Source organism: Lysinibacillus sp. JK80 (assembly GCF_027557635.1).
Taxonomy (GTDB): domain Bacteria; phylum Bacillota; class Bacilli; order Bacillales_A; family Planococcaceae; genus Lysinibacillus; species Lysinibacillus capsici.
Map to the genome: position 1 here is coordinate 2,127,994 of NZ_CP058997.1, position 21,141 is coordinate 2,149,134.

The following is a 21,141-nucleotide window of genomic DNA, read 5'->3' on the forward strand; positions in this document are numbered from 1 at the left end:
TTGCCTATGTGAATGACAAAAAGTTGAAACGAGATGATAACATGTTTGCTACAATTCAAATAGTGCTCTGCGTAATTCTAATTCTCTTACTCTTGTTATTCCCACAAACCGCTCACAGTGGTACTGATTTAGGCTTAAATCTTTTCATGGAAGCACTTTTTCCGTACTTATTGCCGTATCTTGTGTTAACACAATGGCTTCTGCGTTTAACAGCCCCTATGCGTACCAAAACAAAAAGGGCTTCTTTATACGTACAAGCCTATATTATTAGTGCTCTTGGAGGCTATCCAACTGGCGCAACCACTATTGTTTATTTGAAAAATAGTGGTCAATTACACCCTAAAGAGGCAAATTTCTTGCTAGCTGTTTGTCATGCACCTAGTCCACTTTTTGTATTAGGTTTTGTAAGCCTTGATTTACTACACAGTAATACGTTTGGATGGTTGTTTTTATGTTTACTACATACGTTTAATATTTGTTGCCTAGTAACTGGCTACTTTTTCTTTCGCAAAACTGATTCACCTAATATCTCCGTACACAACACACCACTCTATAGTGCTCCATTTTCGGAAAGTATTAAAGAAACAGCCCCAACCATTCTACTAGTTGGTACAACCATCATCTTTTTCACAACGATTCAAACCATTGTACAACAAGGCTTAGATCAGCTGATACCAAAGCTTCCCTATACGATTGAGCTTTCCATAGCAGCTGTTCTGGAGGTAACGAACGGTCTTAAAATGACAGTTACAGCATTTCCAGATCTCCCCTATATCCATTTACTTGTTGTGATTTTGTTAACGATGCAAAGTATAAGTATTCACTTACAAATTTTTGTTATCGCCAAATCTGCAAAACTTTCTGTACGACCTTATATTAAATTCCGCCTCCTTAGCATAATCATTGTACCAACTATTTATGCTCTATTTTTTCTAAAATAACAATCGCTCTAAATATCAAAAAAGAGGATGTCATCGTTCTTTTGACATCCTCTGCATCCTTATTGTGTAAAACCATATTTTTCTTTTAAAGCCTTTACGACACATGTAGGGACTAGCTCGTTAACATCACTACCGTATTTCGCAACCTCTTTTACTATACTAGAACTTAGGAATGAATATTGATTTTTCGTCATGATGAAAAAAGTTTCGATTGTTTCATCAAGGAAACGGTTCATAGATGTAATTTGCATCTCATATTCAAAATCTGAAACTGCTCGTAAGCCACGAACAATTGCCTTCGCCTTTTTTTCCTTAGCATAATCAATCAATAAGCCTGAAGAACTCTCTATACGAACATTAGGTAAGGTTTTTGTCACTTCAGCCATCAAAGCCATACGTTCCTCTACAGAAAACAAAGGATTCTTTGCTGAATTGTTTAATACTGCTACATATACGATATCAAACACATCAGCCGCACGTTTAATTATATCTAAATGGCCGAATGTTACAGGGTCAAAACTTCCAGGAACTACAGCAATTTTTTCAGACAACTTATTCTCCCTCTTCCTCTGTACAGCGATAAACAGAAATAATTGTTCCGCCATAGGTTTCTTGTCTTGTTAAAACAAACTCCCCAAAATTTTGAGGTAATCCTATCTCTTTTGCATGTTCACATAAAATAATACCATCTTGTTGTATTTTACGGTTATCGACCAAAATCTGTACGAGGTCATAATATTCCTGCTGATGGTAAGGTGGATCTAAAAAAACGAGTTTAAATGTAATATCACGCTTTAATAGCGCTTTCACAGCGCGCTTTGCATCTATACGAAAAAGCTCTGTATATTCTTCATAACGGCATTTTTTTATATTTTCTTGTAGCACCTGGAATGCTTTAGGATCTTTCTCAATAAAAATAGCACGTTCTGCTCCTCTACTTAATGATTCAATCCCCAAGCCACCGCTTCCAGCAAACAGATCTAACGCTAAACCTCCATCAAAAAATGGCCCAATTATATTAAAAATGGACTCCTTTACTTTGTCAGTTGTAGGCCTTGTCGTATTTCCTGCTATTGCTTTAAGCGGCATTCCTTTGCGCTCTCCTGCTACAACTCTCATATCAGCATCTCACCGTACTTTCGTCTATATAAAGTATTTTGCAGCGAAAGGTTGGCCCTCCGCTGCAAAAGTTATTGTTGCTCTTGTTTTAATATTTGAATACGCTCATCCTTTTTTTGTAGTTCAACTAGGAATAATCGCTGTAACCAAGCTTCTTCTACATAATAATGATCAGCAATCTTAATGATTGGTTCAGAGATAGTCGAATACCTACGCTGGTTGAATACATAAAATCCAGGCTCTTTAGGGAAACGGAATGTACGATGCTCACTATTTACATAATAGCCATTCTTTCCTTCCGCAGCTGAGTAGCCGAGGTAAGGCAATAATGTATCTGCCGTATACAATACCTGTCCCTCATAGAGAATAACATGAACATCTTCCTTCAATGTATCATCCACATAGACATCACGTGCATCCTCAAATAAAAGTGGATAGGTTCCATTTTGCTGAGCTGCATTTAATGTAAAATAAGATGTCTTGGCATCTAATACCTGTGATAAGTACTTGTCCATTGTATCTGGTGAAATCGATTCATCTCCAAGCTTTTTCAATGTTTCCTGCCAAGCTTGTTGTTGAGCATCCGTCATGTAATCATTTAATGTCTTGATGATTTTCTTTGTTTTTTCTCCACCAATTGGATCGCTTATTAAATAGGATGCCACAACTTCAGGCAACCATTCTGGGGAATCTACAAAATTATATTGTGATTTGATTTGTGATAAAATTACTTCTTGCTCTACAGCTTGTGCAGTAAGTGTTGGTAAAAATAACAATCTTTCGTCATGAACTGCTACTGGACTTTTTTCTTGAATAATTGCAATATGCTCATCACTTAGAAGCTGTAAATTTTTTAATGACTTTAGAAAATCATTAGGGACTTCTTGCTGGGCATAAATTGATAACACCGGTGTCTGTTCTTGCGCTTTAAGCTCCCCGGCTTGCCAATATAAATCTTGAACAGTACCGTTTCCTCTAAACATGGTGTAATTGACAAGTACAAGTTGTTGTTGACCTACTAGGGGCAAACCCGTAACCCATTGTCCTTTCACCTTACTGTCTGTAGAAATTGAAACAATTGAATACGATGCTTCACCATTTATTAGTGTAGCAAAAACATTTTGAAGGAGCATCTTATTTTTTAAGCCACCCTCAATTGGAATTATGTATGACACAGATTGTGATTTTGTCTCCCCTTTTGCAAAGTAAGAAACTTCATCTGATAAACGATCACAGCTTTTTTCATTTTCAATAAAGCAACTAGCGTTTGTTGCTTTTTCTGGCCATTTAATTTTCACCTTTTGATTTGGTAGGTTTTTAAAATGTTGACGAATATCTAAGCTATTTTCGCGATAGACAATTTCTATTTCCTGAGAATAATGAAAATCCCCTATGCCTGTTTCTAAATCAGATGAATAAGCATGGTATTGGAAAAATACCGTTCCTGTAATGATTAGTGCTAAAATAGAAAAAAAGCTTAATGCAAATTTCATGTGCTTGACCTCCCGCAGCATGATACTATGAATATTGGAAAGGATGTGCAATTATTATGCCACAACAATTTATAGAATTAGGTGAAGGCTATGGTGATGTTTACGAACTACTCGAAATTATTAAAACCAACCAGGAACGTTTTCATCAAGCCTTTTTACTAACATCTACAAAAGAAGACAAGAAGGTGATTTCTTTAGCTGTCGCCCTTAAACCAGTCGGCGAAAGTAAGTTCATGCCTATTTATATTTGTCGAGAAGGCATCCCATACAATGAAGAACAGCCAACACAGCGACAAAAAATGTTTGAAGCACAAATAGAACAACTCGGTCGAAAAGCAGTAGTTGTAGAAATAAAGCACTCATCTATATTTTCGGAATCAAAACTATTTTATCAATACTTAATAGGTATATTAAGACTAAATAACTATATACCTGCATTAACATAAGTTTATAGACCTACTTTGTAGTCATATTCCTTTGCTTTATCTGGTTTTGCATTTTCATATTCAGTTTTTACAAAAGGACGATAAGACGCCACAACGTCTTTCACAAATGGAAGGCGTTGTAGTTTTGTTGTCATCATGTCAATATCCTCACGATCGCAGTAAAGCACTACGTATTTTTGCCTTCTAGAAATATAAAGAACATGACCATATTTCCGAAGTGACTTCGCATGTTTTAATTGATGGACGTAAACGATTAGCCCTTGTCGTTCGTTCATAGTGGATTCCCTCATTTCTTACATAAAAGAATACCATAGACCAGAAAATGATAGCAACAGAGTTTAGCTGACAGAACGCTCAATTTTCCGTTATAATGGAAAAGCATACGACGTTGAACATCGTGAAGATGAATCAGTTGTTTTAATTAAATTCAATTGTAGCATCATTACAGGAACAGAAGAATGCTGAAAGATGATCATGCCTCAAATGAACCCTTTACAAGACATTTGCACCTCCATAATGATTGTTTTTCAAATAGGATGGCAAAAATCGGCATAAAAAAATCATCATTCACTTATATAACTAATTTTAATAGTAGGCCCTGTACTTACTACTATTGATTAAACAATGAATTCACTATTACTTTTTATATGAGGATAATTGTTAAGGAGGACGAATATGGGTAAGAAAACAAAAATTGCGCTTGCAATTGCAGCAGCAAGTGCAGCAGCTTGGGCAGGCAGTAAAGCTATTTCAAAACCACAGCAACGCGAAGGTAAACAAGCATTACAATTCGAACGCCCCATAATTCTTGCACATCGTGGCGGAGCTCTTTTAGCACCAGAACATACAATGGTTGCATTTGAAAAAGCTGCACAGCTAGGTGTCGATGGCTTTGAAATCGACATTCGCCTAACGAAAGATGAGGAAATTATTGTTTTCCATGACGAGACAGTTGAACGTACAACGGATGGCTATGGGCTCATTGCAGATATGACGTTGGCAGAAATCAATGCCTTGAACCACGGCTACCAATTTGAAGATTTAGAAGGAAATTTCCCATATCGAGAGGATAAATTAAAAGTCGTAACTTTACGAGAGTTGCTTGAAGCCTATCCAAATATGTTAATCAACATTGATATCAAAGATGCTCCTGATACGTACGAAGGGAGTCTGATGCCTTCTAAACTTTGGCGCTTAATTGAAGAACTTCAAGCTGAACATCGTGTTGTTGTGACAAGCTTTTATGGTGAGCAAATAGATCGTTTTAATTTATATGCTCAAAATCAAGTAGCACTTGGTGCAGGTGAATCAGATGTCAGAAAAGCATTTGCTTCTTTCTCAAGTCAGTTTGGACATTTATATCACCCTAAAGTGGATGTTTTTCAAATTCCTCCAAAGTCAGGGGTTATTGCATTAGATTCTCCTAAATTTATTCAGTTTTTAAACAACCTTAATATTCCTGTCCACTATTGGACAATCAATGACCTAGATACGATGAAAAAATTACTCAATAATGGGGCAAAGGGCATTATTACAGATCGTCCGGATATTGCAGTTGAGTTATTACAAGCTCAAGAGTCTAAATAAGACCAGGAATGAAAGGGAAGCATACTGAACTGATGTGCTTCCCTTTCATGTAAATGTTAGATCCATTATTACTTCCCATTACAGTAATACTTAAGTTAAATAATCTATGATTGCATCAGTTACTTCTTGTAGTGTGGCAGCTCCACCCAAATCAGGCGTTTTTATACCCCGCGCTAATGTTTGCTCTATAGCATTCAATATCCTTGTTCCCACATCTTGATAACCAAGAAAATCGAGCATCATCTTACCTGTCCAAATTTGTCCAATAGGATTGGCAATTCCTTGACCAGCTATATCTGGTGCAGAACCATGGACAGGTTCAAACATTGATGGATATAGCCCTTCAATGTTTAAATTTGCTGCAGGTGCAATACCAATGCTTCCCATAATGGCACCGCCTAGATCTGTCAAAATATCCCCAAATAAATTCGATGCTACGATAACATCAAAATTTTCTGGCTTCATCACTAAAAATGCCGCTAGTGCATCAATATGATTAGATGCTTGACCTACCTCTTCATAGTCTTTTCCTACTTGAGTAAACACTTCATCCCAAAAAGGCATGCTATATGTAATCCCATTTGATTTTGTAGCACTTGTCACATGTCCATTACGTGTTTTGGCTAATTCAAATGCATAGCGCATCGCCCGTTCTGTACCCTTTCTTGTAAAAACAGCATTTTGGATTGCCACCTCTTCTTGACCACTATGTATTCTTCCTCCGCTTTCAGCATACTCCCCTTCAGAATTTTCCCTTACAACAATAAAATCAAAATCATTTGGTTGTCGTAAAGGTGATGGTAACCCTTGAAGTAGCTTTGCAGGTCGTACATTAATAGATTGCTGTAGCTCACGTCGAATTTTAATGAGAAGGCCCCATAATGATACATGATCCGGAACCAAGTTAGGCATACCAACTGCACCTAAAAATATTTGGTCATACTGTTTTAACAGCTCTATGCCATTATCAGGCATCATTTTTCCTGTCTCTAAATAGTATTCACAGCCCCATGGAAAAATTGTCCATTCAAATTGAAAGCGTCCATCTAACAAAGCTGCCTGATCAAGAACTTTTATTGCAGCTGGCACAACCTCTTTTCCTATTCCATCCCCAGGTATTACGGCAATTCGATAAGTTTTCATTAATGCTTCCTCCTTGAATTTAATTATAAAAAAGACTGTAAACTAACTCAGTTGCCTTCGAGTTGTCTACAGTCTAGAAGAGATATGTTATATACACATCCTATTTACGCTGAGCAAGAGCATGAACCGCCCGAGCCACATCCACCTCCGCAAGATGAACCAGATGCAAAGAATGGATTACTAACAGGAACTTTTACCGCTTCTGAGACCGTTTTTCCTATTAATAGGCTAATCTCATCCAGTAAATCCTGAAAATCGTTTTCAGCAATTTTCAAGGCTGAAACTTTCTCATTTAAGTCAAGTGCCCTTTTCTGTTGGCGAATCGACTTCATAATTGTATGGTAGTCCGGATGATATTTTCCGAAACGTTGTACATCTTCGTACTGCTCTTTCATGCGATTAAATGCATATATAGCCTCTACAATTTGTGCATCACTATATACAGCTTCATACGCTTGTTGTAGCGCCATCGCAGGTTCTGAGGAAAGAATCATCTCACAAAGCGCTTCCGCCTCATCCAAAATGATTACCCAGTCAGAGGTCATCATCATCTTTAATTCCCCCAATCTCTTTCCCATCATAACAGATTTTATGGTAATTTTACATTAATGATAATTTTAATGAAAGAGGTTTTCCAAATGATGACAACATCTAAGGAGCAGGTTGAACAGTTAGTGGCCGAGATTTTACAAGACAGTACCGAGGAAGATGAAGAAGTTTTATTACATCTTTTAAATGGCCTACGGGAGAAACAGCAAGGCATTCACCGTCGTTATATTAATGCTACTTTACATATGGTAGGTAAATTTGAGCCTGAGGTCAGTGAGGTCCGTATCCCTATTACACCGGTCATCCATAATACGATAAAGGTGCCACACGGAGGTATTGTTGCAACGATTGCCGATGCCGCTATGGGAGGGCTTGCTTCGCGCTCTGTGCCTGAGGGCTATAATGTAGTTACTACGAACATGAATATATCGTATATTGCTACCACTACAAATAAAGAATTGATTGCACGTGGTCGTTTTGTTCATAAGGGACGCCAAACGCTTGTCATGGAATGTGATATTGAAGATGAGACTGGTCGCAGGCTTGCCGTTGCTACAGGATCTTTCTTCGTTATTCAGCGTCGTCCGTAATTAAACTCGCAAAATAGTCTTTAATACATTGTTGATCGGAAAAAGGGAACTTTTGATTTTTAATTTGCTGTGTTTGTTCATGCCCTTTTCCGGCAACAAGGACAATGTCTCCCTTTTCTGCCTTTGCTAATGCTTGATGGATAGCAAGTTTGCGATCTAAATAAATTTCATAATATTGTTGCTCTGTAAAACCAGCAATAATACTTTCATTAATCACAATAGGATCTTCATCACGAGGATTATCTGTTGTTAAATAAATAACATCAGCATATTTACTTGCTACTGCCCCCATTGCAAAGCGTTTCGCCTTGTCTCGATTTCCTCCACAACTGAAGACAAGGTAAATTGTTTTAGAGCGATCAAAGGTTTGCAATACTGCTTGCAATGCTTCTGCTGTATGGGCATAATCTACATAAACATCAATTCCTAATGGATTTTCAATCTTCTCTAGCCTGCCCTCTGGTAGCCTTAACGACCACATATGTCCAACTATATCTTCCATAGGGACACCTAAGCGCCATACAGCCATTAAGGATGCAACAGCATTTTGCACATGGTATTTACCGACAAAAGGAATTTCTACAATATGCTCACTCGCGGAAGTCTGTAAACAAAGTACGGTTTTTCCAACTGATTCACTGACGATTTGAATATGTAAATCATTGTGATTATCAAAACCAAATGAGCAAGATTTTTTCTTATCATAAATACCAACAGAACGGCAAAAATTATCATCTCCATTTAATACTAGCTTTTTTGATAAATCCGCTAAACGTTTCTTGGCACGTTTATAAGCTTCTAAACCTCCATGATCTTCTAAATGATCTTCTGATAAATTTAAAAATACACCACAGTCAATGTCACAATGATCGAGCCTATGCTGCTGCAACCCCATTGAAGAAGCTTCTAATACAACATGGGTCACACCTTTTCGCACACATTGCTTAAGAATGGGGTGTAATTCTTTAGCTTGCAATGTTGTTAATTGCTCATAAGCCGTTTGTTGTTTCTCACCATTGATGAAAAAGCCAACCGTTCCAATAACTGCTGCATGTTTATGTAGTGCATTTAGAAGCTGACTAACAAAATGGCTCACTGTCGTCTTTCCATTTGTACCTGTAATGGCGATAACAGTTAAAGCTTCTGCTGGAAAAGCAGCAAGCTTCGCACTTGCATACGATAAAAATAATGCTGTATTTGGAACCCATACAAAAGGAATTTCTTTATCTATAATTGGCAAAGAGATACTTTCTTCTGAAACGATGGCAGCAGCTCCACGTGCCAATGCCTCTTTGACAAACCGACTTCCCGATGTTTTTTTACCTTTTCGCACAATAAATATATCACCAGGTTGTACCGCCTGTGCATAGTCCTCTACACCAGTAATTTCTGTCCGTATAGATCCTCCCGTCACGCTACATGGCCAGTCTTTTAATAACTCTGCTAATTGCAAACCTCATTCCCCCTTTCAGTTCTCTATCATATGACGGCGTTTGTAACGGTGTGACGAAAAATGTAGAAGCCTAAAAGAAGGAAAAACTCCACATAAAAAATGAAGACAAGCCCGTTTGTTGAAAGCTTGTCTTCATCTGAATATTCTTCTGTTATGGTAAGGTTTGATTTGATTTATCTGTAGATTCTTCGCTATCTTGTTTTTCATTTTTCGTCTCTTCATTATCTTGCTCTTCTCTACCCACTTCTTGTGTAGTAGGTTCAAGATATATTTGTGTATAATAATCTACAAAGGCGCCAGAACCAACGCGGGTATATCGATCATTCAAAAGAACTTTTCTATGTTCAGGAGAATTTGTCCAGCCATGCATGGCTTCAATCGCATCAAAATAAGCAGTTGCCAGGTTTTCGTTCGCTTCACTATACTCGATTTTTTGCGTCTGTAATCGTTTTTTTAGATCCCCATAGGTTGGAGATTCATGCGCTAAAAAATTTTGCACCTTCATGTCCTCACTATGCATTCTTGCTGCTTCCTCCAATGATTCATCCATTTCTAAAGGAAGTAAATCATGATGGACTCTTGTTACATTTAGCAAATCGTCTAATTGTTTAGCGCTAGCCACATCAATTTCTTGCTGTAAGAAAGAGGAAGGTGGAGCACGTCTAACAAGCTCCCCTTGATAGCTCATTTCATATGGCTGATGAAGGACAAGTGTTTCACTGTCTGTATATCGTATCCCTTGCAATTCACTTGTCTCCCTATCTATGTAAAGCTGTGCATAAAGACCATCAAATTTGATAAGCAGCCTTGTTTGCATATCTTCTTCACTCATTGAGAAAATGAAAATATTTTCGCCTACAGTGGCGGCTACCTCATAATCAATGATCGTCATTCTGTATATTTCATCACGTTTTTGGCCTACTTTAAAAGGAAATGCATCAATTTCTTGTCCTGCTATGTAAATTTGTGTCACAATATTATTATCAATACCAATCATAAAAAAAGTTGAAACGTCTTCATTGTAGACCCACCATTGATAACCGAATGAAGACGGCTCTTTTCTTGCAGGCTCCCCATATTGTTCTAAAACAGTTTGTGTGCCTTTTCCTATCAATGTGGATATACCCGTTTGTGGACGTGTCATTGCTCCTATTGCAGGTTCCTGCTTTAGCTGTGTTTGAGGTATGATATTCGAATTGGTATTTGGGCCTTCTAGTGGCTCATTTTCCTTAGGGGTATTAAAAAACATAAAACCAATTAATGCAACTGCACCACAAACCATTAAAATGCGGAATAAAGCTTTCATACAGGGCTCCTTTTCATCACCATTATTGTAAGTTATTATATCAATTGTAATTGGGTTGACACAATGTTGTCATTGCAACAATGTCGAATATGCTCTATTATAAAAATGAGCGTATACTTTGTACGAGAACCTAAAGGAGGACTATACATGTATTTTGAAAATACTAACCTTGAAAATTTAACAGCTGATCAAGAGCTACTTGTCAGCATTATGAAAAAACATGGTTTAGAATGTGATGGCGGCTGGGATTACGAGCGTATGACATTCGATAAACGATTCGATACTCGTGAAGGTCGTTATTACCTACGCGTATTCGCATATGCTATTTCTGGTGACGTAGGTGCACACGATGCTATCCTTACATTAATGAAACCAGTCCTTGGTAAATACTATTATCCGCATGGTGTTGAATATGGCGATGACGAGGTTTATCCAGCACACCTTGTAAAAAAATGTGAAGAAATCTTAAAAAAGGTTAAATTAGAGTTAGATCAATTCTCAATCGAGCCTACAAATAAAAATAACTTTGAACCTGTTAACGCACGCTAATCTTTCGTACATTGAAGTGACGGCAAGTAAGCGTAAATAGCTTCATGGTTGTAAAAAGACTGGTGGTCCAGTCTTTTTTTATTTTGAGTAAAAAAAAATTTTTTTCTCATACTACCTATATCTATTACAAGATGTAGGTGAGAAAAATGTTATCATTTTTTAATCGTCCTTTTTTTCGTCATCCCATTATTGTTATTGCAATGGGTATACTGATCCTTTGGTCAATCTCCATATCATTACCAATTTTACTTGCCTACTTAACCGCGTTATTGTTAGAACCAATCATCGTTCGAATGAGCAAACGGTTTAGAAAAAAACGGAAAATCGTTGTCTTCTTCTTTTTTTTGTTTTTTCTAAGTATATCTTTATTATTATGTACACTTATCCTTTATATAAGCTGGAAACAATTTTCTTCCTTTATTATTGATATACCTGATTATCTTAATCAATTGTCTGCCCTATGGATTCAAATGCAATCAAAGCTCAGCAATTACACCTATCATTTACCTGTAGAGCTAGTTTCACAAATTCAATTTATGATTGCAAAAGCTTTAGCATCCATCGAAAAATTTTCTTTATCCTTAACGAACGTCAATGTTTGGTCAACGTTACTAACATATATTCCCACACGTCTTTTTGATATATTTGTTTATTGGATTGTGTTGTATATGTTGCTTTTAGAATTACCAACAATTAATCGTAAATTATTATCGCCCGTTCCTTTTCATTACCATCAAAAAATTATCTTTATTGGCCAACGTGTTAAGCTAGCCTTATTTGGATTTCTGAAAGCTCAATTACTTGTAGGGATAGGGATCTTTGCTATATCATTCGCTGCATTTTATTTTTTAAAAACACCATTCCCTATATTGTTAGCACTTTTACTTGTTGTTTTAGACTTTATCCCTTTTCTTGATTCATTTATTTTATTAGTCCCATGGGCAATCTATCAGGTCTTTGCTGGCGATTATTTATATGCAGCTGTCTTAATTTTACTAACCATTGGACAATTTCTAGTCCGACGAATGATTGAGCCAAAAATTATTGGCGATAAAATTGGACTTTCTTCCTTGAATACCTTTATTGCCATGTTTATTGGTTTTAAAATCTTTGGATTTATTGGAATATTAATTGGTCCGTTACTGGTTGTCGTAGTGCTTTCACTATTCCAACCAACTATAAAAAATCTCCCTCCTACACAGAAATAAGGAGGGAGATTTTTTTAAAATCCTAAAATGGCTTTAATTACTGATGTTGTTTCACCAGGCTCAAATAAAATATACAATAATAAATAAACTAATACACCTGTTATAGCAACAAAGAACCAAATAATACTTGTAATTGGCCCAATTCGTCTGTGTAATTTAATGTTCATTTTCAAACCTGAAATAATACTAACGATACCAAACACAGCTCCAGATGTCGCTAAAATAATATGGAAAATCAAGAAGAAGGTATAATATGGTTTTAAATCTTCTCCACCGCCAAAAGCTGTATTTCCAATAAAGATTGTACGGGACGCATAGATGATAAAGAAAATAAGTGCTGCAACACCTGCAGCAAGCATCACTTTCTTATGTCCCTCTACATTTCTTTTTATAATTAAGCCCCACCCTATCGCTACTAGTACAGCACTAATAACGATAAACGATGTACTAATAGTAGGCAATATTTGCAATTCCATTGTCAAAACCCCTTACACAAAGTAAATTTCTATTCTTCAACTAATGTTGCTGTTGACTTTCCCACTTCTTTTGGTGGGCAGCTAAAGCGTCAGCAGTGATTTTATCCGGATCTTTTTGCTCAGATCGATACCATCTTGTGAAGATCGTACCAATTAGTACACCAAAAATAAGCTCTTGTAGGATTTTCATTAACACGCCACCTAATTGCTGATCTGCAACTGGTTTCATGTCTGTAAATAGCTCTGGTCCAGATAAAGATAATCCTGACAATGTAGAGGCTGGTACACAAAGCTCCATTGCCTTTAACCATGCATCACCGTTTGTATATGTCTCATACATTGCATTTGGCGCAAAGATGATTAATCCACAAGCAGGTGTAATTAAAACAGCATTAGCAATAATATACGCCAATTTATGCAAAGGCTTCATTTGATTACTATTTGGCATATTTTGAATTAAAGGCCAGTACATAAACACTGCAGATAGAAATAATACAAATGTATAGGTACCATGTAATGTTTCATTTAATTTAATGTAATCCAATATGGACGGTAAATGATAGAAAGAAAATAGACCGATAAATACAAAGACAGCAACAACTGGTAATGTTAGCACTTTAAACAAAGTTCTAACTACAGGTGCCTCAATAGCCACCTTCCAAACCCACCAGGGAATCCCTTTAATTAAGAAAATAGGGACCAGCAATAACAGAATAGCCATTTGCACCATGTGCATGGTAAACATAATATGAGCCATTAAATCAATCGGAGATCCTTTGATAATATAGATGGTAATCATAGCTAAAACAAAGTAAATAGCTTCACTTTTTTTCAAAGGTTCACTTACTTTAAAATCTTTACGCCACTTTGTTGTGACTAAAAAATAGATGATTGTTATAAAAACAAGAACCCCTATTAAATACGGGCTCCACAATGCTTGGAAACCAAATATACTAAGTGGCATATGGAACGCACTCCTTTAAACTTCAGTACTCCTATTATAAAACGCTTACAGCTATACTGCAATGAACGAAAGGTGAACAAATGTTAAGTTTCAACAGTGTTTGCCTCTTTGGATACCTAAATAACCTCAAAACATAAAAAAAGCACGTTCGTACAAAATAACGAACGTGCTTTTTTGGTGATTACCACCAAATGATTGTCAAAAATGCTAAGAAGAATGTAAATGCGATTAAAATTCCCATCCACATGAAGAAACCAATAACACCACCAAAGTGAGTTTTTTTATCTTCTAAGTGCATGAAAGAATAAAGTTGAAGTACAACTTGAACGCCAGCCAATAATAATACGAATGGCATAATTAAGTATTTAGAAAAATCAGCTGCAACTACTGCGAATGCGATAAAAGTGAAGAAAATCATAATCGCAAAGTTGATTACTTGTTTACGCATATGAACGGCATTATGATGACGATCATACTCATACTGTGCCTGTGACTTAGCAACTATAGGTGTATCGTGTGAAGACATTATCCGATCACTCCCATCAAGTATACTACTGTAAAGATAAATACCCAAACTACGTCGATAAAGTGCCAATATAAAGCAGCAACGAAGAATTTAGGTGCATTGTACAGGTTTAATCCACGTTTAGCGTTACGGATCATTAAAGTACCAATCCATACAAGACCTAAAGTTACGTGGAAACCGTGTGTACCAACTAACGAATAAAACGCTGTTGCGAATGCAGATTGATTAAATGTAAAACCAAGGTGCACATAGTGGTTGAACTCATAGATTTCAAGTGCTAAGAATCCAAGACCTAAAGCTAATGTAATCGCTAACCAAGTTTGCATACCTTTAAAGTTAAAGTTACGCATATGGTAAATTGCATAAACAGATGTTAGTGATGATGTTAATAATAACATCGTCATAGCAAATGCTAATGGTAATTCAAATAAACCTTGAGTTGTGAACTCCATGCCAGCTGGCCCTTTGTTCTTAAGCGCTAAATAAGTAGCGAATAAACTTGCGAAAAGTACAACTTCACAGGCAAGGAAAATCCAGAAACCAACGACTTTATTTTTACCTTCCATCGTAGCTTGTTCAGGATGATCTGGCCAAGTATGAGGAGTAAATTTAGTATTGAAATCCATTATTTATTTCCTCCTTTGCCGTAAAGATGTTCTTCAATTTCAAGAATTTCTTCTTTGTGTAAATGGAAACCATGATCGTCTTTAACAGAACGAGCAATCATCGCACCAAATGTAATTGCTAAACCAATGATTAATACATAAATAGACCATGGCTTATCTGCGTCTGGATTGTAAAGTGCACCAAATGCTGCAATAAACATACCTAATGAAATAACGAATGGAATCGCTGAGTTATTTGGCATATGGATATCACCTAGTGGCTCAGCAAATGTTACTTCTTTATTACCTTCTTGTTTTTCAATCCACCATGGATCTAAACCACGAACAAGTGGAGTTTGACGGAAATTATAGAATGGAATTGGTTGTGGAATTGACCATTCTAAAGTACGTCCATCGCCCCATGGGTCGCGTCCTGCTGGTTTGCCCTTAATAGACATTAAGCAGTTGATTACCATTAAGATAACCCCTACACCCATCATTAATGCACCGATTGTAGAGATATAGTTGAATTGATCCCAACCTTGACCTTCCATGTAAGTGAATACACGACGTGGCATACCCATCAAACCTAAGAAATGTTGAAGGAAGAATGTTAAATGGAATCCGATAAAGAATACCCAGAAAGTAATTTTACCAAGCGTTTCGTTTAACATACGGTTGAAGAAAATTGGCCAGTAGAAGTGCGCTGAACCGAATAATGCTGTAACGATACCACCAACGATTACGTAGTGGAAGTGAGCAACGATAAAGTAAGAATCATGTAACTGATAGTCAAGAGGTGCAGATGCTTGCATGACCCCTGTAACACCACCCGCAACGAATGACGGGATAAATCCAAGTGCATAAAGCATTGGTGTTGTAACTTTAATAGATCCACCCCAAATAGTTAGGATCCAGTTGAATACTTTCATACCTGTTGGAACCGCAATTGCCATTGTTGCAACAGCGAAGATTGCGTTTGCTGTTGGCCCAAGACCAACTGTAAACATATGGTGAGCCCAAACCATGAACCCTAAGAAACCAATTAAAATTGTAGCGAATACCATTGAAGAGTATCCGAATAGACGTTTACGAGAGAACGCTGGAATAATCTCAGAGAATAAACCGAATGCTGGTAATACTAAGATATAAACCTCTGGGTGTCCGAAGATCCAGAATAAGTGTTCCCAAATTACTGTGTTACCACCCATTGTATGGTCAAAGAAGTTACCACCGAACATACGGTCAAATAACATCATTAATAAACCAATTGTTAATGGAGGGAATGCGAATAAGATTAAGGCACTTGATACAAGAGCAGTCCAAGTGAATAATGGCATACGCATAAATGTCATACCTGGAGCACGCATTGTAATAATCGTAACGATAAAGTTAAGACCTGAAATTAATGTACCTGCCCCTGAAATTTGTAAACCAAGAACATAGAAATCAATACCATGTCCTGGAGAGTATAAAGATAATGATGCATAAGAAGTCCAGCCCGCATCAGGAGCGCCACCCATAAAGAATGACAGGTGAAGGAATACTGCACCTAGGAAGAATAACCAGAACCCTAATGAGTTAAGGAACGGGAATGCAACGTCACGCGCACCAATTTGTAATGGTACAAGCATGTTCATAAATGCGAATAGTAGTGGCGTAGCAGCTAGGAATAACATTGTTGTTCCATGCATTGTTAATAATTCATTGAAAAAACCAGCTGATACGAAATCATTATTTGGTTTCATTAATTGAATACGCATTAATAATGCTTCAAAACCAGCGATAGCGAAGAACAATGTACCGGCTAATAAATACATCACTGCTAACTTTTTATGGTCAACAGTAGTGATGTAATCCCAGACAGCTGCTCCAAAGCCCTTTTTCTGTGTGTATGAGCTCACAACTTTTACCTCCCTCAAAATTTGTTACATAGAACGAAAATTATTTTTCTACTGATAAGCCCATGATGTAAGTTGCAAGAGCTTCAATTTCTTCATCAGATAAATTACCGTAGATAGGCGCAGTGCCTTCAGCATTCATCATTAAGTTACCTGGTTTAAATTCCTCAGGGTTTTTAATCCAAGCTTTTAAGCTTTCTTCATTATGCTCTAAGAAACCAGCAACACGGTTACGGTCACCAAACGTAGTTAAGTTTGGACCTGGTGTACCGCCTGCTCCTGAACCAGAGATAGCATGACAGCCTAAGCAGCTATTTGCAAAAGTTGCTTCACCAAGATCTGTTGAAGCTTTGTCAGCAGTTTGTCCTTCAGTTGCTTTCATTGCATCAACCCATGCATCAAATGCGTCTGGGCTTAATGTTTTTACTTTAAAGTCCATTAATGCATGTGAAGGTCCACATAATTCAGCACATTTTCCATAAAATACGCCATCTTTAAGATCTTTTGATTCTTTATCGAATACTAAGTAGAATTTGTTTAAGTTTTCCACGTTTGTATCCATTTTACCGCCTACAGCAGGAATCCAGAATGAGTGCTTAACATCGGCAGCTTTTAAATTAAAGTAAACTTTTTCACCTGTTGGTACCACTAACTCTTGAGCCGTTACGATACCTTGGTTAGGATATTCGAATTCCCACCAGTATAATTTTGCCGTTACATTGATTGTTAGGGCTGTTTTGTTCCCTTCTTCATCTACCTCATCCATTGCAGCAACATCTGCAAATTTATAAGTAGTTGTAACAACTGGTACAGCGATAATTAATAATAAAATAATCGGAATAACTGTCCAAATCACTTCTAAAGTATGACTACCCTCTACTTGCTTAGGGATAACATTTTCACCTACGCGTGCACGACGGTATTTTAGGAATGCAAGTAAATAGATAACAGATACTATTACTACTACTAGCGTCATAATTACAGTAGTTAACAGTAATAAATTTAATTGTTGTTTACCTACTTCTCCAGATGGTTTTAGTGTAGAAAGATAATCTTCACCACAACCTGAAAGGAAAACCATCATCACTGCTAGAAGTGAAAAAAGACGCCATTTTTTAAGCCCTTTCATCATAGCTTAATTAAACCCCTCTTTCTTTGTTGTATTTTCATGTGTACCTAGGACATCAGTTCTGTCTATATGAATTCTTATAAAAAGAAAGAATCCCTAACTTTAGCTAAACACCGCAAATATTATGATGGCTACAAATAGTATGGTCATATGATTCAACGAATAAATAAACATTTTATTTGCCCATTTCATATCATCTTTTGTTGTAAAGCCTTTCAGAGCTAGTATTAACCAACCCAAGTTCAATGCAGTAGCAAGAGTTAAAAAGCCAATTCCAAGCTCTGTTAAAAGGAAAGGTAACGGTAATAATAAAAGAATCCAGAATAACATTGAGTACTTTGTACGTTTAAATCCCTTTACAACAGGTAGCATTGGTATTTTAGCTGCACGATATTCCTCAGTCCGTTTCATTGCAAGCGCATAGAAATGTGGTGGTTGCCATGCAAACATGATAAGGAATAAGGCTAGTGCTCCTGGACCTAAGGCAGGCTCAATCGCTGCGAATCCAATAACAGGAGGAATAGCCCCCGAAATACTACCTACAACCGTGTTACTAACATGCTTCCTCTTTGACCACATTGAATACAGAACGACATAAGCAAATATTCCTACTAGTCCCCACATGCCGGCTGCAAACGATGCCGCAAATAACAAAATTTCACCTACAATTAAAAATGAGAGGGCAATGGTCAACACAAAGTTTGGCTTAAATCTGCCTGTCACTGTCGGTCTTGCCTTAGTTCTTTTCATGATGGGATCTATATCCTGATCAATGAAGTTATTCATTGCACCTGAGCCACCAATGATTAATGCCGCACCCAGCATGGTGTAAAATATGACATCAAGCTCTTGCAAGAAATGTCTACTAGTAAACTGAAAAGCCAGCCACATCCCTGTAAACGTTGTGACAAGATTCGAGTTAACGATTCCAATTTTTATTAGTGCTAAGAAATCTTTTACAACAGATGTTGTTTCTGGACCAGGATTTCTAGTAGCCGCCAGTGTACGACCGTTTGACATAATACCTCTCCTTTCATTTTTGTAAGCATATTCCGCTAACAATAACTATAGCGAAATTTGCGATTGATTTCTAGACATTAAGTGAAATTTAGATGAAGTTGTAAAAATTAGTTTTGTCTAGAAATATAATTAAAAACAACATATCTATAGTAAAACATTTTCTAAAATGAATTGTGAAGGTTAAAGCACGAAATTATGAACAATTTGTGAAATGGAATCGACATCTAGTAGTCCCTTCTCTTTACAAGTTGTTTTTTATACGTATTTTCGATATTATCTAGTAGCAGAAACATTACGTTCTTGTAATGTTGATAGATAAAGTAGGTGACTCATTTTATGCAACACAACAGGTATTTGAAGTGGTTTGCTGTTGCCGCTACAGTAGGGATGCTCCTTATATTACTAGGTGGGGCTCTCGTTACCAAAACAGATAGTGGCCTAGGCTGTGGTCGAAACTGGCCTGATTGTAATGGATCTCTTATTCCAAAGGAGATTACACCAGAAGTCCTTATTGAATTCTCACATCGTCTCGTAACAGGAGTTGTATCTATTTCAATTCTTGTGTTAACCGTTTGGACATGGCGTAAGCTCGGACATATTCGCGAAGTAAAACTATTAGGTTTCCTAGCAATGTTTTTCTTAATCGCGCAAGCTCTTATTGGAGCAGCTCAAGTATTATGGGGGCAAGGTGATTTCATCTTAGCTCTACATTTTGGGATATCTCTGATTTCCTTTGCCGCTGTTCTTCTTCTCTCTATGATTGTATTTGAAGTCGATCGGAAATTTGATGCCGATAACGTATTTATCGGTAAAAAGTTACGTTGGCATACAATTGCTGTCACAATTTATTCTTATTTAGTCGTTTATACTGGGGCGCTAGTTCGACATACAGATTCGAGCTTAATTTGTCCCGATTGGCCATTTTGCTATAATGAAACACCTTTGGCACCCCCGAATAATATGTATGAATGGGTGCAAATGGGACATCGATTAGCTGTTCTTATTATTTTCATTTGGATAGCATACATAACTTGGCACGCTGTAAAGGAATATAAACATCAACGTGTTATCTACTATGGATGGATAATTGCCTTTACTATAGTAGTTTTACAAGTTATTGCAGGTATGTTAGTAGTTCTTACTAAACTGAATTTAACGGTAGCTTTACTGCATTCATTATTTATTTCCCTTTTATTCGGTTTATTATGCTATATGATCATGCTAGTTGCTCGAAGTAATTATAATGAGAAAAAGAAATAGCCCAGAAATAGCCCATTAAAAAAGATTCGCCACCAAAGATGTGTCGAATCTTTTTTCTATGACTATTTTTGTTTCTTCATAGCTTCAGTCCCTATAATTCCAACAATTAAAATAATCATGGATACCAGTGCATAATCTTTAAAAAATGTTGTAAAAGGAATGTCGAAATATCGACAAATTAGCGTTACGAGACGGCCTCCTAATAAAATTAAACCAATGACTAACATCCAGTTAAATAGCGCTCTAAGCATTTTTTGGCCCCTCTACTTTCATTGCTGTCCATATAATATTTGTTACTTCGAGACTGTAATCCTCTGCCGCAATCGCAAGCGGTCCCCCTATAAGCATATATTCACCAATCGCTCCTTGAATTACTTTTGCCATTACATTGACAGAGCGAACACTAAAAGTCCCCTGTTTTTTACCATCTTCCAAAATATTACATAATGCCGTCAATAGTGGGTCTTCCTCTTCATCTGGCAGTTTATAGTAAGGGATGTCATGTGCAGTCCGAGCGTTGAAGACAATTTCTAATAATGCTGCATTTTCTTTTGGGTGTGTCGCTTGATAAGCAATGCTTGCCTCTATGAAGTTTGCTAATTGTGTGACAGGGTCACTGGCAGTATATGTTTTTGTCAAAATGAAAGTTGTGGATTGCTCAATTAGTGCTTGCAGACTTTGGTTGATTAAATCTTGTCGATCTACAAAGTGATAAGAAATTAATGCTGTGCTAATAGAAGCACGTTTAGCGATTTGTGCTAAACTTGCCTTTACATAGCCTATATCATCAAGTGTCGCTATCGTAGCTTCAATAATTTGCTGCTTTCTTGCTTCCTGAATAAAGGTATTTTTATTGTTATCCATAGAATTCTCCTG

General features: G+C 36.9%; 24 protein-coding genes. 7 read left to right on the plus strand and 17 right to left on the minus strand.

What is annotated here, in order from left to right; translation table 11 throughout:
- The first annotated feature begins 41 nt into the window (after positions 1–41).
- Positions 42–941, plus strand: coding sequence for a hypothetical protein (locus tag HXV90_RS11110; RefSeq protein ID WP_231595723.1), 900 nt, complete (start codon positions 42–44; stop codon positions 939–941).
- A 59-nt stretch (positions 942–1,000) separates the two neighbouring features.
- On the opposite strand, the gene coaD is transcribed toward HXV90_RS11110, so the two are convergent.
- The 3 genes from coaD to HXV90_RS11125 form a co-directional block, all read right to left on the minus strand.
- Positions 1,001–1,492, minus strand: a complete 492-nt coding sequence (gene coaD / locus HXV90_RS11115) for a pantetheine-phosphate adenylyltransferase (RefSeq protein ID WP_004224812.1) — start codon at positions 1,490–1,492, stop codon at positions 1,001–1,003.
- Between the two features lies 1 nt (position 1,493).
- The gene (gene rsmD / locus HXV90_RS11120; RefSeq protein ID WP_048394681.1) at positions 1,494–2,060 is read right to left on the minus strand and encodes a 16S rRNA (guanine(966)-N(2))-methyltransferase RsmD; all 567 of its coding nucleotides are present in this window, start codon (positions 2,058–2,060) and stop codon (positions 1,494–1,496) included.
- A gap of 71 nt (positions 2,061–2,131) precedes the next feature.
- On the minus strand, positions 2,132–3,553 hold the full coding sequence (locus HXV90_RS11125) for an RNA polymerase II (protein WP_269898955.1): 1,422 nt from the start codon (positions 3,551–3,553) through the stop codon (positions 2,132–2,134).
- 56 nt (positions 3,554–3,609) lie between these two features.
- Here HXV90_RS11125 and HXV90_RS11130 point away from each other — a divergent pair, with 56 nt between their 5' ends.
- The gene (locus HXV90_RS11130) at positions 3,610–3,999 is read left to right on the plus strand and encodes a DUF7147 family protein (RefSeq protein ID WP_036077099.1); all 390 of its coding nucleotides are present in this window, start codon (positions 3,610–3,612) and stop codon (positions 3,997–3,999) included.
- A 2-nt stretch (positions 4,000–4,001) separates the two neighbouring features.
- Here HXV90_RS11130 and HXV90_RS11135 read toward each other — a convergent pair whose 3' ends face one another.
- A complete protein-coding gene (locus HXV90_RS11135; RefSeq protein WP_004224806.1) occupies positions 4,002–4,274 on the minus strand; it encodes a YlbG family protein in 273 nt (90 codons plus the stop codon).
- A gap of 400 nt (positions 4,275–4,674) precedes the next feature.
- Between HXV90_RS11135 and HXV90_RS11140 the strand changes: the two genes are divergently transcribed.
- On the plus strand, positions 4,675–5,586 hold the full coding sequence (locus HXV90_RS11140; protein WP_112117452.1) for a glycerophosphodiester phosphodiesterase family protein: 912 nt from the start codon (positions 4,675–4,677) through the stop codon (positions 5,584–5,586).
- A 90-nt stretch (positions 5,587–5,676) separates the two neighbouring features.
- Here the strand turns inward: HXV90_RS11140 and HXV90_RS11145 are convergent, their stop codons facing one another.
- A complete protein-coding gene (locus HXV90_RS11145; protein WP_269898956.1) occupies positions 5,677–6,729 on the minus strand; it encodes a tartrate dehydrogenase in 1,053 nt (350 codons plus the stop codon).
- A 104-nt stretch (positions 6,730–6,833) separates the two neighbouring features.
- Positions 6,834–7,280, minus strand: a complete 447-nt coding sequence (locus tag HXV90_RS11150; protein WP_004224800.1) for a YlbF/YmcA family competence regulator — start codon at positions 7,278–7,280, stop codon at positions 6,834–6,836.
- Positions 7,281–7,367: 87 nt separating this feature from the next.
- On the opposite strand from HXV90_RS11150, the gene HXV90_RS11155 reads away from it, so the two are divergent.
- Positions 7,368–7,868 carry a PaaI family thioesterase gene (locus HXV90_RS11155; RefSeq protein ID WP_112117450.1) on the plus strand — a complete coding sequence of 167 codons (501 nt, stop codon included), beginning with the start codon at positions 7,368–7,370 and terminating at the stop codon, positions 7,866–7,868.
- Here the strand turns inward: HXV90_RS11155 and HXV90_RS11160 are convergent.
- Complete coding sequence (locus HXV90_RS11160) at positions 7,849–9,321, minus strand: UDP-N-acetylmuramoyl-L-alanyl-D-glutamate--2,6-diaminopimelate ligase (protein ID WP_048394690.1); 1,473 nt, start codon at positions 9,319–9,321, stop codon at positions 7,849–7,851. The genes HXV90_RS11155 and HXV90_RS11160 overlap by 20 nt on opposite strands.
- A 151-nt stretch (positions 9,322–9,472) precedes the next feature.
- On the minus strand, positions 9,473–10,627 hold the full coding sequence (locus HXV90_RS11165; RefSeq protein WP_048394693.1) for a CAP domain-containing protein: 1,155 nt from the start codon (positions 10,625–10,627) through the stop codon (positions 9,473–9,475).
- Between the two features lie 147 nt (positions 10,628–10,774).
- Between HXV90_RS11165 and HXV90_RS11170 the strand changes: the two genes are divergently transcribed.
- The gene (locus tag HXV90_RS11170) at positions 10,775–11,176 is read left to right on the plus strand and encodes a YugN family protein (protein ID WP_004224795.1); all 402 of its coding nucleotides are present in this window, start codon (positions 10,775–10,777) and stop codon (positions 11,174–11,176) included.
- Positions 11,177–11,322: 146 nt separating this feature from the next.
- Positions 11,323–12,384: a sporulation integral membrane protein YtvI gene (gene ytvI / locus HXV90_RS11175; RefSeq protein ID WP_082148174.1), complete on the plus strand. Its 1,062-nt coding sequence runs from the start codon at positions 11,323–11,325 to the stop codon at positions 12,382–12,384.
- 14 nt (positions 12,385–12,398) lie between these two features.
- Here ytvI and HXV90_RS11180 read toward each other — a convergent pair whose 3' ends face one another.
- From HXV90_RS11180 to cyoE, 7 genes are all read right to left on the minus strand, one after another.
- Complete coding sequence (locus tag HXV90_RS11180) at positions 12,399–12,860, minus strand: DUF420 domain-containing protein (protein WP_016992774.1); 462 nt, start codon at positions 12,858–12,860, stop codon at positions 12,399–12,401.
- Positions 12,861–12,900: 40 nt separating this feature from the next.
- Positions 12,901–13,824, minus strand: a complete 924-nt coding sequence (ctaG, locus tag HXV90_RS11185; RefSeq protein WP_004224790.1) for a cytochrome c oxidase assembly factor CtaG — start codon at positions 13,822–13,824, stop codon at positions 12,901–12,903.
- A 181-nt stretch (positions 13,825–14,005) separates the two neighbouring features.
- Positions 14,006–14,350, minus strand: a complete 345-nt coding sequence (locus HXV90_RS11190) for a cytochrome C oxidase subunit IV family protein (RefSeq protein WP_004224789.1) — start codon at positions 14,348–14,350, stop codon at positions 14,006–14,008.
- Positions 14,350–14,976: a cytochrome c oxidase subunit 3 gene (locus HXV90_RS11195; RefSeq protein WP_004224788.1), complete on the minus strand. Its 627-nt coding sequence runs from the start codon at positions 14,974–14,976 to the stop codon at positions 14,350–14,352. Before HXV90_RS11195 ends, HXV90_RS11190 begins: the two co-directional genes overlap by 1 nt.
- The gene (gene ctaD / locus HXV90_RS11200; RefSeq protein ID WP_004224787.1) at positions 14,976–16,859 is read right to left on the minus strand and encodes a cytochrome c oxidase subunit I; all 1,884 of its coding nucleotides are present in this window, start codon (positions 16,857–16,859) and stop codon (positions 14,976–14,978) included. The genes HXV90_RS11195 and ctaD overlap by 1 nt, the downstream gene beginning before the upstream one ends.
- A gap of 40 nt (positions 16,860–16,899) precedes the next feature.
- On the minus strand, positions 16,900–17,988 hold the full coding sequence (coxB, locus tag HXV90_RS11205; RefSeq protein ID WP_016992772.1) for a cytochrome c oxidase subunit II: 1,089 nt from the start codon (positions 17,986–17,988) through the stop codon (positions 16,900–16,902).
- A 99-nt stretch (positions 17,989–18,087) separates the two neighbouring features.
- Positions 18,088–19,005, minus strand: coding sequence for a heme o synthase (cyoE, locus tag HXV90_RS11210; protein ID WP_048394698.1), 918 nt, complete (start codon positions 19,003–19,005; stop codon positions 18,088–18,090).
- Between the two features lie 336 nt (positions 19,006–19,341).
- Between cyoE and HXV90_RS11215 the strand changes: the two genes are divergently transcribed.
- A complete protein-coding gene (locus tag HXV90_RS11215) occupies positions 19,342–20,265 on the plus strand; it encodes a COX15/CtaA family protein (RefSeq protein WP_048394700.1) in 924 nt (307 codons plus the stop codon).
- A 62-nt stretch (positions 20,266–20,327) separates the two neighbouring features.
- Here HXV90_RS11215 and HXV90_RS11220 read toward each other — a convergent pair whose 3' ends face one another.
- Positions 20,328–20,516 (minus strand): hypothetical protein, encoded by a 189-nt coding sequence (locus tag HXV90_RS11220; protein WP_004224783.1) that lies wholly within the window; start codon positions 20,514–20,516, stop codon positions 20,328–20,330.
- Entirely contained in the window at positions 20,509–21,129 is a 621-nt protein-coding gene (locus HXV90_RS11225; RefSeq protein WP_115673800.1) for a TetR/AcrR family transcriptional regulator, read from the minus strand. Before HXV90_RS11225 ends, HXV90_RS11220 begins: the two co-directional genes overlap by 8 nt.
- Positions 21,130–21,141 lie beyond the last annotated feature (12 nt).

Bases quoted from the DNA above. Each gene is read 5' to 3' on its own strand.
- coxB (WP_016992772.1), bottom strand. From the start codon at position 17,988: ATGATGAAAGGGCTTAAAAAATGGCGTCTTTTTTCACTTCTAGCAGTG.
- HXV90_RS11150 (WP_004224800.1), bottom strand. From the start codon at position 7,280: ATGATGATGACCTCTGACTGGGTAATCATTTTGGATGAGGCGGAAGCG.
- rsmD (WP_048394681.1), bottom strand. From the start codon at position 2,060: ATGAGAGTTGTAGCAGGAGAGCGCAAAGGAATGCCGCTTAAAGCAATA.
- HXV90_RS11215 (WP_048394700.1), top strand. From the start codon at position 19,342: ATGCAACACAACAGGTATTTGAAGTGGTTTGCTGTTGCCGCTACAGTA.
- HXV90_RS11135 (WP_004224806.1), bottom strand. From the start codon at position 4,274: ATGAACGAACGACAAGGGCTAATCGTTTACGTCCATCAATTAAAACAT.
- HXV90_RS11170 (WP_004224795.1), top strand. From the start codon at position 10,775: ATGTATTTTGAAAATACTAACCTTGAAAATTTAACAGCTGATCAAGAG.
- HXV90_RS11195 (WP_004224788.1), bottom strand. From the start codon at position 14,976: ATGGATTTCAATACTAAATTTACTCCTCATACTTGGCCAGATCATCCT.
- HXV90_RS11145 (WP_269898956.1), bottom strand. From the start codon at position 6,729: ATGAAAACTTATCGAATTGCCGTAATACCTGGGGATGGAATAGGAAAA.
- HXV90_RS11125 (WP_269898955.1), bottom strand. From the start codon at position 3,553: ATGAAATTTGCATTAAGCTTTTTTTCTATTTTAGCACTAATCATTACA.
- HXV90_RS11225 (WP_115673800.1), bottom strand. From the start codon at position 21,129: ATGGATAACAATAAAAATACCTTTATTCAGGAAGCAAGAAAGCAGCAA.
- HXV90_RS11220 (WP_004224783.1), bottom strand. From the start codon at position 20,516: ATGCTTAGAGCGCTATTTAACTGGATGTTAGTCATTGGTTTAATTTTA.
- HXV90_RS11190 (WP_004224789.1), bottom strand. From the start codon at position 14,350: ATGTCTTCACACGATACACCTATAGTTGCTAAGTCACAGGCACAGTAT.
- HXV90_RS11165 (WP_048394693.1), bottom strand. From the start codon at position 10,627: ATGAAAGCTTTATTCCGCATTTTAATGGTTTGTGGTGCAGTTGCATTA.
- HXV90_RS11110 (WP_231595723.1), top strand. From the start codon at position 42: ATGTTTGCTACAATTCAAATAGTGCTCTGCGTAATTCTAATTCTCTTA.
- HXV90_RS11140 (WP_112117452.1), top strand. From the start codon at position 4,675: ATGGGTAAGAAAACAAAAATTGCGCTTGCAATTGCAGCAGCAAGTGCA.
- cyoE (WP_048394698.1), bottom strand. From the start codon at position 19,005: ATGTCAAACGGTCGTACACTGGCGGCTACTAGAAATCCTGGTCCAGAA.
- HXV90_RS11180 (WP_016992774.1), bottom strand. From the start codon at position 12,860: ATGGAATTGCAAATATTGCCTACTATTAGTACATCGTTTATCGTTATT.
- ctaG (WP_004224790.1), bottom strand. From the start codon at position 13,824: ATGCCACTTAGTATATTTGGTTTCCAAGCATTGTGGAGCCCGTATTTA.
- HXV90_RS11155 (WP_112117450.1), top strand. From the start codon at position 7,368: ATGATGACAACATCTAAGGAGCAGGTTGAACAGTTAGTGGCCGAGATT.
- ytvI (WP_082148174.1), top strand. From the start codon at position 11,323: ATGTTATCATTTTTTAATCGTCCTTTTTTTCGTCATCCCATTATTGTT.
- HXV90_RS11130 (WP_036077099.1), top strand. From the start codon at position 3,610: ATGCCACAACAATTTATAGAATTAGGTGAAGGCTATGGTGATGTTTAC.